Below are 13,266 nucleotides of genomic sequence, written 5' to 3' on the forward strand. Positions count from 1 at the left end.
ATGCTTGCAGTTATTACTGATTTGGCAGACTTAGTTTGAATTAATGTAACCACTTATTTTTAATAGCCTGCCACTGTTTTTTACCTAGGTCAGACCTTAGCCAACGGACCATAATATTGTTAAGCTCAGGGCTCGCTTTAGAGGTAAGAATGCTTCTGTAAAAAGGCGTACCGTCGCCATTTAAAATATAAGTCTTTTTTGAAATATCGGGGTTGTTTCGTTTCATAAACCAATATGATTGCAACCCAATGATGCCAACATCAGCTCGGTTTTTTAATAACATATCCGCGACCAAGGATTCATGTCTAACATTAAACCGAGTGAAATTATGTTGGCTAGCTCCGTCTTCAAAATTTACGTAAACATACCCTCTGACACCAACAATGACTTTACCATTGAGCGATGAAATATCTTTGTAGACTAAATCTTTATCATTGGTTATGTAGAGTTCGCTATCAAGCATTAAATTGCTAATCCAATCATATTTTGACTTTTTGCGATCGTTTACCCAAAGAGGGTTGGTCCACAACAAAGCACCGCTTTTTTCGTTGAGCATTTTGAGTGCTCTAATTTTAGGTACATAAACCACCTGAAAATGATACGTTGGGGCAAAAGCTTCTAGTGAACGAGCTAAGTCGTAACTCATACCAATTTCTTTTTCTTGATCGAGAATAAAAGGGGCTTATCTATGTAAGTAAATAGATCAAAAGGTTTTTTGTGTTCGAACGCAAACGCATTAAATACCAAGGTATTGGTCAATATAATCAAGATAAGTTTTAGCATGCTCCTCCCTAATTCAATACTACTTGCCATTGTTATTAGTAAAGATAGCAACTTTACTCTATTACTCTGGTGGTTGACGTACAAAACTGTAACAAAGTTTTTAACAAAAAAAGCAATGACATTGCCATATGTCGGTCTTTAAATGATCCTATATATCACCGACTAAATATCATTAACAAAGCGTCCATTTTACTTAATTGGCGTTACCATCATTGTTTTTAAATCTTTTGGCGCTGTTTCGATTGGCGAGTTTAAATAAACTTCGTAATCTTTTGCTTTTTTATTGTTTTTTAACTTAGCGAACCGCATATAGTTGATCAAAGTAACCCAGCCATTTGGAATATGGTAATAACTGCCAGTATGGATCACTTCACAGGCTTTATGTGGCGGTTGTTCACCTTCTACCATACCTTGCGGCAGCGTAAAGTCTGGCCGTTGTTTATAGCCAAAGGCAGCTATCATATCGCCTTGGTTTTTGACTAAATCAAATTCGTTGACGATAGTGGCTACAAAGTCGGGTTGTGGTATGTCCATAGCATGGAGTTTTTCAAAAGCTGGACCAACGGCTTCACTTACCTTGTTAGCGGCAAATGTACAGGCGCAGCCTGCATAATAAAAACCATCTTTATGCACTACACCGGTGATGTCGACTTTGGATGTAACAACGCCGGTTTCAATAAACTCTTTGGCCATTTTTAGACCACGTTCATAATCGCCACCAACATAAACCGACATCATTTTTTTCATAAAAAACATAAAGAAAGGCAGTGTACCTTGCATGGCCCATGTAACTTTTGTCGCGTCATTACCTTCGCCATCAGTAATGGTTTCAAATTGAAATTGGGTTTTAGAATGGCTTTTCCATGGTGAAATAAAATGCAGATCAAATTCGATACTCTTATCCGCTTCTTTATTGATAATTTCTATAGTTCCAGAGCCAATACGTTCGCCATTCCATGATTGCTTGTGACCTAATTCCCCTTTGTTTCCTTCAACCTTAATTGGGCATGTGGGCTCTTGAATTATCCACGGCGACCATTTGTCCCAGTCATTAAAATCACCCAGGACATCAAATACGCTCGCAACGGGCTTATTGATAACTATTGTGCGGTCTAATTCAAATGGGATAGAAAACATAGGGCGTTGCTCCAATAATTGTTTTTTTAGATTAGTGCAAATTTTTTGTTATTGCATGTTATTTATAAAGATTATCTGGTTTGATTGGTTTCTATTACGTTGTAGCACTTTGCACAATGAGTAACTCATTTAGCGATAGTGAAAGGTGGTGAAAACGAAGATTTAATTGCAGACCTTTTATTATGAGAGATGACGTTCTTTTCAAAGTCAGCAACGAACGTTTAGCTAGTCGTACGGGAGCTTATAAACGCATCCAACAGATGGTCATAATTGGGTTTTACTTCGGGGCATTAGTTAGTGGTGTTTTGTTGAAAAATTAAGTTAGCCACTTGTCCCTAACATAACGTTAGAGACAAGATGACTATTATTAAGGTCTGGCTATTTTTTCAATTTGGCAAAGGCATCGGCAAATGCATTGCCCATCGCAGCGTTGCCTGCATTTTTATTGCCACCACCAGAAGACTTCTGTGGTCGTTGATTGTCTTTTTTGTTCGGCGCTCGACTCGGCGCATTGTTTTTAACTTGTGACGGTTTTGCGCTAGCTTGTTCATCGAGCCGCATTGATAAACTGATGCGTTTTCGCTGAACGTCAACTTCCATGACTTTAACTTTTACTATGTCACCCGCTTTCACGACTTCGGAAGGGTCAGCAACAAACTTGTCAGTCAATGACGAAATATGAACTAATCCGTCTTGATGCACACCTATGTCAACAAATGCACCAAAGTTTGTGACGTTAGTCACCACGCCCTCAAGGGTCATATTCGGTTTTAGGTCATTTAATGACTCTACACCCTCTTTAAATGTTGCCGTTTTAAACTCAGGACGGGGATCACGGCACTGGTTTTTCTAGCTCTTTTATGATGTCTTCAACGGTCGGTAAACCAAAATTTTCATCAATGTATTGTTTAGGCTCAAGGCGTTTTAAAAACTCTGCGTTGTTTAAAACATCATTTACCGCTTTGCTATTTTGATCGATGATCCGTGTGACCACCGGGTAAGCTTCAGGGTGAACCGATGACGCATCTAGCGGATTTGTGCCGTTAGCAATTTTTAAAAAACCTGCGCATTGTTCGAACGCTTTTGGCCCTAAACGTTCTACTTTCTTAAGTTCTGTACGGTTTTTAAAACCACCTATTTGATCTCGTAATTTAACAATGTTTGACGCTAGGGTTTTGTTTAGGCCAGAAACTTTAGTCAACAGTGGGATTGACGCCGTATTTAAATCAACACCAACGGCATTTACACAGTCTTCAACAACAGTATCTAGGCTTTTAGATAAGGCACTTTGACTTACGTCGTGTTGATATTGGCCAACACCAATTGACTTAGGATCGATTTTCACTAACTCCGCTAGCGGGTCTTGTAGTCTGCGAGCAATAGAAACTGCACCACGAATAGAAACGTCTAAGTCTGGAAACTCATTTGCTGCAAATTCACTTGCTGAATAAACTGACGCGCCAGCTTCACTGACCATAATTTTAGTCAGTTTAAGTTCAGGTGCCGCAGTAATTACATCGGCGGCTAGCTTGTCCGTTTCACGAGATGCTGTACCGTTACCGACGGCAATAAGTTCAGCTTTGTGAGTACGGGCTAAATGTTCAATGGTCCGCTTTGACTTTTCCCAATGGTTTTGTGGTTCATGTGGGTAAATCGTAGCAGTGTCGAGCAATTTACCTGTTTTATCAATGACGGCAATTTTACAGCCGGTACGAAAACCAGGGTCGATGCCAATCGTGGTTTTTGCACCCGCAGGGGCGGCCATTAATAAGTCGTGTAAGTTTTTAGCAAATACGCGAATAGCTTCGTGTTCCGCTTTTTCCCTAAGCTCGGTTAAAAGTTCGTTTTCCATCGACATGGATATTTTTATTTTCCACGTCCACTGAACAACCGATTTTAGCCACTTGTCGGCGGCTTTTTGATTGAATGTTAAGTCAAAGTGCTGCGCAATAATGGTTTCGCATTGTGATTCTCTTACCGGTGTTTCGTAGCTAGGATCGGCATTCAAGGTAAGTTGTAAAACCCCTTCGTTGCGACCACGTAACATGGCTAGAAGACGGTGAGATGGCGTTTTAACAGCGAGCTCTGAATGTTCAAAATAGTCTCTGAACTTTGCCCCTTCGGTTTCTTTACCGGCAATGACTTTAGCTTCTAGATACGCATTTTGTTTTAAGTGACGACGAATTTTATTCAGCAGATCGGCGTTCTCAGCAAAGCGTTCCATCAAAATATATTTAGCACCATCTAATGCCGCTTTGGTATCAGCGACATCATTAGTGATAAAGTGACTCGCTTCTGCTTCTGGGTCTAATGAAGGGTCGTTATAAAGCTTGTCTGCAAGCGGTTCTAAACCTTGTTCTTTGGCAATTTCACCTTTAGTACGGCGTTTAGGTTTATAGGGTAAATATAAATCTTCAAGTCGGGTCTTGTTGTCTGCACTTAATAAGGCTTTTTCCAACTCCGGTGATAATTTATCTTGCTCGGTAATCGACTTTAAAATGACAGCGCGGCGTTCTTCGAGTTCTCGCAGATAGCTAAGTCGGGTATCTAGGTTTCTTAATTGGGTATCGTCTAAGCCGCCTGTGGCTTCTTTACGGTAACGTGCGATAAATGGCACAGTAGAACCTTCGTCTAACAGTTTAACTGCCGCTAAAACTTGCTCAGGGCGCGCAGTTAACTCGCTTGCGATGATTTGAATTATTTGATTGGCTGACATAGTTCACTTCCAAGGTTTGAATTCAGCAAAATGATCTCCTTTTATGGTGGTTCATTTGCTCTTTTTAAACGGTAACTAAAAATTTAGTGCGAAAAGCATTTATTTAGGTTTTGCGGGGTAGCTAATAGAGTTAACAAACCAGGTTTTTTTCCGCTTGGGGTTTGCACAAAAACTCATCATCTACTTCGCATTTTAAGATTGCCTTTGCCATTGGCGAGTCGATGGAAATGTAGTCCATTCGACCGTAAATTTCATCGGGGCCGACAATACGAAAAGTAAGGGTTTCTTGTTGTTCGTTTTCGATTTGAACCAATGCCCCAAAAAAGGCTTTGCCTTCTTGTTCTGGCGAATAATCGATAACCTTTAGCTCTTCGAGGCATTTGCGCAAATACCTTATACGACGGTCGATTTGTCTCAGAAGTCTTTTGTTTTCTTTATATTAGAACCCCAGTAAAAAATATACTATAAATATTAATTTGTACTAGTTATATCGAATTTCCTTTCTATACTTAATTGTAAACACCATTATTCTTATACTATTTGTTATATGTCGTTTGTTCATAAAGTAAAAGTTAAATATCATAGCACTGAGATTGGTAAAGAGTTTGAGCTCTTAGGCCTATTCACTGATACTGGTGTCATAATATCTCACTTGAGGTATTTGGCCCAAAATTACTACAAAAGTCAGTCTTGGAAGGAACGTTCTGTTTTTTCTGTATCATTGCTCATTAATTATATAAATGCTTGTCAATTTCACTTTGATAAGACAACAAAGCTTTTGAGGGAATTTACTCGCAGCCTAACTACAGGAACAATCGATTACGAAAATCTAGTAGATCCGTCAGGTTTATATTGGAAAGGGCGAAGTATTACCGATGCTAACAACATTTTATATCACATAACGGCTTACACGGATTATTTAGCTCAACAAGATGGTTACGAAACATCGAGAATTAATCCGTTTAGAAAGGCCAATTCTTTTGAACAGCGACTCAATTGGTGTGCTTATTATCAAAAGCAAACAAATGTATTTCTAAATCATCTATCTTCAAAAAGTGACGCTCTTATAGCAAACCAAAAAGTTCGAGAAATAAATGGTTTAGTTACTCCTCATGTCAATCAAGAAAAAGCAATAAAGTTCCCAGAAGAGAAAATAGAAAAGCTCTTAGTGCACGGTTTTGTTGTTAGAAACAAGATAGACTATAAATCGCAGGCAATCACCATGTTGATGCATTTTGGAGGATTACGAAAAAGTGAAGTTTTTCATTTATATGTAAGTGACATTTCCTTACACCCTGTTTATAAAGATGAGGCACTAGTCAGAGTTTTTCATCCTGAATATGGTGTATCACCCGACTCTGACTTCGCTAATAGGCAAGAATATTTGCAGCAAACGACGAATTATAAACCTCGAACCCAATATAGATTAACTGAGAGGCTATATTCGGGTTGGAAAGCTCCTTTATTAACTAGTAAAAAATATTTTTTGAAGTCACTTTTAGCCCTGTTGAAAAGGCTCGAGAGTTTTTAACAATCTGGGCTCTGTATTTAAAGCACCAACGAGTCGAACCACCTAGCAATAACTTCCACCCTTTCGCATTTACAAACAGTATTGGCGAGCCAGAAACCATAAAGAACTACCAAAGGCTTCATAAAAATGCGGTACAAAGAATTGGGCTCATTCACAAAAAAGAAAATGGTACAACCGAACATGGGCATCGGCATGCCTATGGATATCGCCTCAGAAAGCAAGGTTTAACTCAAATCGAAATACAAAAAGCGATGCACCACAAAAGCCCTTTATCTTGTATTGTGTATATTCAACCAACCGCAGAAGATGTTAGAAATTACTTACGTGGTATTAAATAATGGCTTATAAGAAAAATCTGAAAGCTTAGCTTTACCAAATGAGCCGAAATGTTTAGCTGATGTAAAAGCAATATGTGAATATTACGGAATTAAAAACTCAATGGATTATCGCAGCCGTTATAAAACTATTCCAGGTTTACCAGCTCATCCAGAGCGAACGTTTGCTGATGATTGGGTTAGTTATTATGATCTATTAGATATTCCTGTGCCTTACAGTTATAAGGAAATTATAGCAATACTCCATCCACTCAAAATAACATCACAAGCTTCTTATAAAGCGTATGTTAGAGACATTGGTGATAAACGTATGCCACTAGACCCGCAAGGGGTATACGCAACCGAATGGATTAACTGGTTTCAATTTTTGGGGAAAGAAGAGCCTTATAAGCCTAAGTTTATAAATAAGGACTTTATCTTATGGGCAGAGCGGATAGAAGAATTTATGAAAGAAGCTCTAGGGGCTTCAACAAAAGTAAATTACCTATGTCGCTTTGTGAGGCTATTCATTGAAAAATATGATAAAAGCTTGTCCCCCGAGGCATTTCTGACCAAAGAGAAGCAAAATATTAAACCTCTCAAGTTAGAGCTTGAAAAATTAAACACTGACAATATGCGCCGAAGCGTTATTCGATATGCGAATGAATTTCTTGAATATGTCATCCAAAATAAGTTAACAGAAGAGGATCCGGAAACAGGTGAAATATTCCGAGTTCAAAATACTAAAAACCCTATTTCATTATTGTTAAGCAATCAAAGTGTAACTTCGCCAATTAGAGCAGAGACAACGAAGCCTTGTCTTCAATATAGTTTCGTAAAAAAGCCCAGTTATGGATGTTTCCTGAGTCAGCCAAACATTTTCGTGATTTGAAACATATTCAACAATTTGATGCCGATTGGCACAAAGTGCCAAGGTCCTTCATCAATCTCAAAGACCCTGATTGTGTGTTTAAAGAAATTGGTGGCACTATGTATTTATGGGTTCCTATTAGTTGGTTACATACTTATACCCTAGCTACAGTGCCTCTGAGGGGCCGACAAATCGCTTATAATGACTCTGGTGAAGCAGACGAATATATTGCCGATCTAGACGAGAAGGGCAGAATCATATGGAAAACAAATAAAGCCTCTTTTTCAGGAATGACTAAAAACCAATCATTTATTAGTAAATTTCCTGATAATCAATTAGGCATGTATATCACAACAAATAAAACCTCAAATAGAGGTGAAGGTTATTCAATCCCATGGATACACGAAAAGTTACCGTACTGGTTGGTCAAACTAAGAAAATGGCAACAAAACTACAACCCGATAAATCAGCCTACTCCGTGGATGAATTGTAAAAGAACAAATTTAAATGAAATTCAAAAAAGCGAAAAGGCCTGAATTGTTTTCTATTTAGGGCCTTTAACGATGTTGAGCCTGCCCATGTCAGTTCAGCCTTAACTGCTAGGCTCGCTGCCGCTTTATACCATATACAACCCAAAAGCTTTGAACTTGCTTCATTAAGTAAAAACCCAAATACCTTAAGCCACTATAAATCGAAATATACACCTCACTCGATGAGAGTTAGCTTAATTACGGCCTATCTTATGAAAATGGGCTTGCCTGTAGAAGTAGTTATGAAAATAGCAGGCCACTCTTCGATTGTAATGTCAATCTACTACTGCAAAATAACTCAACAAGAGATCAGAAGCCGCCTTGAAAAAGGAGAAAAATAGCACTAAAAGAAAAAGCGAATGCTACCCAATCACTAATTGAACAAAATAAAATAGAACAAGTTAAAAACCAACTTATTGCTAATAACTCCGAACTACTCGCTTCATTGACTAATGACACTCCCGCAGGAAACTTTATGTTTCGTGATTACGGGGTCTGCCCATACAGCGCCAGTCGTTGTGAAGACGGCGGAGAAATGATAGGCGCTACTCAAGCTAGAGCTCCTGCCCCTTATGGCTATCTTGGTATGCAAAACTGTGTTAGATGTCGCCACTTTATTACTGGGCCGGCTTTTTTAGGTGGTTTGATTTCATTAGCGAATGAAGTTTTATTGCAAGCGAACTACCAATCACACCAATGTACTGACTTATTAAGTCAAATTAATTTGAAAGAAGAAAAACTTGCTGCCTATGATAAAGAAGAATATAAATGTTCATTAAACAATACCACTTTTGATTATGCTCCACGAAATCTTATTGAAATTGAGCTGAGGAAACTTGAATCTGAAAATGAAGCCGCATCAAAAAAGATGGACTTATTTCTTTGCGACTTACAATCAATATTTAAACTTATTAAACAATCGCAAACAGCCGCGTCGCAAGAAATAAATTCTGGAGAAACGAGCTTATCTCTAATAAAACAGCCAAATGCCGAACTACAAATAGAGATAGAGGATACCTCTAAACTACAACAACTTAATGAAGTTTGTGAAAACGCGACTATTTACGAATCCGCATCCGCCTCATTAGCGGTCACCCCGAGAACTCAGTTACTAGATAAAATGGCTACCTTAAATAATATCGCACCTTCCTTGTTCTTAATGCCTGAAAAGTTACAGTTAGAAGCGGGAAATCAAATGGTTCAACTGCTATATAGTCGTCTAAAATCATGGGAAAAAGTTAATGACCTAGTCGAAGGCAGAATAACACTTGTGGACCTTCAGGACGAAGAACGTATATCACCATCTGAAATTGAATTAATTACTCGTAATAAGTTACTCAAAAATGAACAATAACACGCCAGAATTAGTATTAAAAAAATTAAAACAAGACGCTAGTAATAAGGTGCAGGAAACGCTTGATGCTATCTATCAAGTTTGTGTAGAACAAGCTAAACACGGGCTTTACGACTTTTCTATAGCGACCATATCTCGCCTTGGTAAAAACCGTGGCGTTCCCAAGGCTCAGAGTATTCGCAATAAATCTGGTGAAAAGTATCGTGCGTTAATTCAATGTTTTTCCGACAATAGAGGCCCTAAACTCAAAGTTAATAGAAAAGAAAGTTGGATAGATGAGATTGATAACCCAAAGCACAGGTTGCTAACTCAAATGTTGGCAGCAGAACTGGCTTCGACTAAACATAAGTTAAACGAAATAGTTCCGCCTGAAACCGTAATCAACGTATTTGATCATAACGAACCTATCGATGAATACAGCAAGCTAACCCAAGTTGAAAGACGAGCCCTAAATTACATTTTGTCCGACTCTTTTAAAAATAAGTGGCATCTCAGCGAGACAGAATATGGTGAATTAGTAGATGAAAATGGAAAAGCTTTATTTAAACCAGCAACTATTGATGCAATAAAGAAAGCATTGAGGTATTTGTGAACGTTACCAAAATCATTTTTGGATTGTGTTGACGGAAACTATTGGGTTAGAAAACCGGGTTATGTTACAGGGGCGAGTTATTCGTCTACTATTTTCCCGATCCTGTAACTAAACCATTACAATACTATTGTTGATAATATTTATGTAGTACTGACTAATCAGTTAACCAATACAATACAGAATCTAAAATTCAAATCAAAAAATTCAAAAGTAGAGAGTCCATAATAGTGCTCAATATCATATGTATGACTCTGAAAAGACAATTATATTTCAGATTTATTTTGACACTTCAGATTAGGCGATGTATGTAAAAGTCAAAGAAGAAGTAGAAATTCTCGGATTGCACAAAATCATTTATTAGCTGTTAAGTGCATAAGTCAGTGGGATGGTAATCTCGGAAAACCATTATGGTCTTCCCCGAACAACTATAACCGTCAGAACAACGCCGCCTAGCAGTTCGACTTCAATCATTTAAAAATATATTCAGCTTTTACTGGAGGTATTATGAAGCGAAGAATACTTGGTGATTGGTGATTGGTGATTGGTGATTGGTGATTAAGCAACAGTAAGCCAGCGGCTTAACGATTGTCTATTTTTGCAAAGAGCATAAACAGCTTACTTCCAACTTTTTAAATATCGAGCTAAGTTAAATGTTGTCGGGACAACACTTACGTTGGTTAACGTTAAAGGCTGCAGCAGGTTAGAACTCTAAATTATAGGAATTGCTTGATAGGGCTTTTGCTAACTCTCCCGCTAAGTCAATACCTGCATACGTATTCATTTTAAAAGTGATGTAATGTAACATAGGATTATTGATCAAAATTTGGTTGCGATTATTGGCTTGTATTTTAAATACTAATTAGCATAGGGATATCACTACATGAAACCTTCGTTATTCTTGATCTTGTTTATCATCTTTTTTCAAATCTTTCGCATGCAAAGAAAGAGAACAAACTTAAATTTAAAGTCAAACAAAATACTGCTTTTGGCGAATGTAAATATTCTGGGGAAGTAGTTCTTTCCGCAAAATACAAATTTGATAATGACGGCTTGAAAATAAATCCAAATACCGACGCCGTAAATTCCTTTATCGAAGTGCTAGGCACGACTGACAATGCGGTTTATGCGACGATTGCGGCGCACCCCATTGTATTCGGTCGTGGAAAAGCCAACATCGTATTTGATGCCGGTAACTGTCTAGCTGACATTAAATTGCAATTTGCATACTAATCGTAATTTAAGCCTTCATTTTATGCGTATTATATTTAAATTTGCCTTTTTTGCTTATTGTCGGGTTGTACGCCTGAAAAAGAGTTACATGTTCAAGCACTTATAGAGCAAGACAATGTTTCAGCTAAAAATGAACAAGTAGTCGTTGCGCCAGTATATCAGATTTGGGTTCGCTCATTCTTCGATAGCAATAATGACGGCAGTGGCGACATCAGAGGGATAATAGAAAAATTTGATTACATTAAATCGCTAAATGTAAAATCAATACTACTGAGCCCAGTTTTTCCTCTCCTTCCTACCATGGTTATGATGTAACAGATTTTTATTCGGTGAATTCAACCTATGGCGATATGCAAGCGTTAGAGGACCTAATATCGCTTTGTCATAAAAATTCGATAAAGGTTATTTTGGATATCCCTATTAACCACACTTCCGACCAACATCCATGGTTCCAAAGCTCCATAAATAAAACGACGCCTTATGAAGACTACTATCGATGGATGGAGACCCTGCCACAAGACCATGGGTTTCCTTGGGATGAAGACAGCCCGGCTACGGCGACATGGCACACGAAAGATAAACGAAGTGGTTATTATTACGGTCTTTTTGGTTTTGCCAGTCCAGACTTAAATTTTAAGAGTAAAAGCGTAGTTGAAGAAATTAAAAGAGTTTTCGCTTTTTGGGTTGGGAAGTCTGTAGACGGCTTTCGGATTGATGCGGCTAGGCACTTAGTTGAAGAAGGCCCTAATCCACTTCAGGCAGATACTGCGTCAAATATGGCTTTTATTAGAGAATTAAACGCCCATGTTAAATCTCTAAACCCTGACACTTTTATTATTGGCGAAACTTACGCGTCGTTGGAAGAGTCGGTTGCCTATTTTGAAGGTGAAGACGCATTTGATGCGTTGTTTAATTTTGAATTTAGTGGCGCAATCAGAGGATTGTTTGAGGAGTCCATGTTCAACGAACGTTTACTCAACAAATTCGATAGAAAGACTCAGGCAGACGTAAAAAACTATATGACTTCCTCTGGGATAATCAGCCTCTCGGCAAAGCGTTTTACGTTTTTGTTAACAGTCATGATTTGGCGCGTTTTAGATCTCCTGATCTCACATCATTCAATATAGAAAAAATGATCGCGAGCTTAACCCTCTTGAGCCCTTTTGCGAACGTTGTTTACTACGGTGAGGAGATTGGACTGCAGCAGGTCCTAGGTAATGAACATGAGTTGCAACGAGCGATTATGCCTTGGGACGACACATCAGAACTTGGCTTTTCATCAGATGGTCAATTTTGGTTGGATGAACATAAATGGTTTCCTTGGAAAAAATCTTCACCGGATTGGAGTGGTGAATATTCCGCTTTATTTCATCAGACTAGCGTCTTAGCTCAAGAATACAATGGCTCCATTTTGGACACGTATCGTAAAATGCTTTTGCTAAAGTCTACCGATGAGGTTCTCACTGATATTCAAGAGTATGAAATATTAAAGGGTGAGCCAAAATTGTGGTGGGTAAAATACAAAAATCAATCGGGAACTCGGTTCGTTGTAACGAATCTATCCCCAATAAAGAAAATGAAAGTCCAAATACCACAAAATCAAAATGCGAAATACGTAGATTTAATTAGCAACCAATTATTTGAACCTAATACCGAATTCTGGTTAGAACATAGGTGTTACGGCAGTATTTAAAGAATTAACAAAAGGAATGTAAGCGTGAATATATTCAAGGGAAAACTAAAAGTTATAGATATATCATTACGTGTTTGTATCTCAGTCCTAACATTGATGGCATCAAATGTGTACGCGAGTGTGTCTGCTCCAGCAACAGACCCAACAGGTGATTTTAAAGTTACATGGACCAACACTGCGAGCTCCACATCTTCAAGTTGTAATGGTAATGCTTATGAAGTAAAAGAATATAAAAATGGGTCATATCAAAGACAATTGAATATATCGTCAACCTCTCAAAAGTATGTCGACATTTATGATAGGGACGAAGCTACATACCGGTATGACGTCAAATATCGCTCTTGCTCTGGCAGCGCTAAATCTATGTTGGTGGCAGGCAGTGCAACCGTTTTGGTTATCGAAAGTTCAATTAATAGTGGCTTTGGCGCCTCAGGTCATGATCCTGACATTAGTTATGGTGCAAATGATGAAACGATTGGCCTAACGCCAGAGTAGTTTTAGAGTTGATGAGTCTG

General features: G+C 38.3%; 8 protein-coding genes and 4 pseudogenes. 8 read left to right on the plus strand and 4 right to left on the minus strand.

Translation table 11 applies throughout. The features are described 5' to 3' along the window. Window positions 1-40: 40 nt before the first annotated feature. From PN838_RS18235 to PN838_RS18250, 4 genes and pseudogenes are all read right to left on the minus strand, one after another. Window positions 41-646, minus strand: coding sequence for a transporter substrate-binding domain-containing protein (locus tag PN838_RS18235; protein WP_441295805.1), 606 nt, complete (start codon window positions 644-646; stop codon window positions 41-43). 326 nt (window positions 647-972) lie between these two features. After that, complete coding sequence (locus PN838_RS18240; RefSeq protein ID WP_215962537.1) at window positions 973-1,920, minus strand: SRPBCC family protein; 948 nt, start codon at window positions 1,918-1,920, stop codon at window positions 973-975. A gap of 378 nt (window positions 1,921-2,298) precedes the next feature. Then, window positions 2,299-4,636 (minus strand): annotated as a pseudogene (locus tag PN838_RS18245) (Tex family protein). Between the two features lie 99 nt (window positions 4,637-4,735). Next, window positions 4,736-5,075, minus strand: a pseudogene (locus PN838_RS18250) (GreA/GreB family elongation factor); the annotation flags it as partial. A gap of 108 nt (window positions 5,076-5,183) precedes the next feature. Here PN838_RS18250 and gmtY point away from each other — a divergent pair. The 8 genes and pseudogenes from gmtY to PN838_RS18295 all read left to right on the plus strand — a co-directional run bounded on the left by gmtY (window position 5,184) and on the right by PN838_RS18295 (window position 13,246). Next, entirely contained in the window at window positions 5,184-6,167 is a 984-nt protein-coding gene (gene gmtY / locus PN838_RS18255; protein WP_272181558.1) for a gamma-mobile-trio recombinase GmtY, read from the plus strand. Between the two features lie 438 nt (window positions 6,168-6,605). Continuing rightward, window positions 6,606-7,888 (plus strand): annotated as a pseudogene (locus tag PN838_RS18260) (VPA1269 family protein). A 469-nt stretch (window positions 7,889-8,357) separates the two neighbouring features. Continuing rightward, the gene (locus PN838_RS18270) at window positions 8,358-9,236 is read left to right on the plus strand and encodes a hypothetical protein (protein WP_272181559.1); all 879 of its coding nucleotides are present in this window, start codon (window positions 8,358-8,360) and stop codon (window positions 9,234-9,236) included. Further along, window positions 9,226-9,828 (plus strand): gamma-mobile-trio protein GmtX, encoded by a 603-nt coding sequence (gene gmtX, locus PN838_RS18275; protein ID WP_272181560.1) that lies wholly within the window; start codon window positions 9,226-9,228, stop codon window positions 9,826-9,828. The genes PN838_RS18270 and gmtX overlap by 11 nt, the downstream gene beginning before the upstream one ends. A 1,050-nt stretch (window positions 9,829-10,878) precedes the next feature. After that, a complete protein-coding gene (locus PN838_RS18280; protein WP_272181561.1) occupies window positions 10,879-11,058 on the plus strand; it encodes a hypothetical protein in 180 nt (59 codons plus the stop codon). A gap of 57 nt (window positions 11,059-11,115) precedes the next feature. Then, a pseudogene (locus tag PN838_RS18285) lies at window positions 11,116-12,185 on the plus strand (alpha-amylase family glycosyl hydrolase). A gap of 26 nt (window positions 12,186-12,211) precedes the next feature. Then, on the plus strand, window positions 12,212-12,751 hold the full coding sequence (locus PN838_RS18290; protein ID WP_272181562.1) for a hypothetical protein: 540 nt from the start codon (window positions 12,212-12,214) through the stop codon (window positions 12,749-12,751). Window positions 12,752-12,775: 24 nt separating this feature from the next. Then, window positions 12,776-13,246 carry a hypothetical protein gene (locus tag PN838_RS18295; protein ID WP_272181563.1) on the plus strand — a complete coding sequence of 157 codons (471 nt, stop codon included), beginning with the start codon at window positions 12,776-12,778 and terminating at the stop codon, window positions 13,244-13,246. Window positions 13,247-13,266 lie beyond the last annotated feature (20 nt).

It is taken from the genome of Psychrosphaera algicola (genome assembly GCF_028401425.1).
GTDB classification, from domain to species: domain Bacteria; phylum Pseudomonadota; class Gammaproteobacteria; order Enterobacterales; family Alteromonadaceae; genus Psychrosphaera; species Psychrosphaera algicola.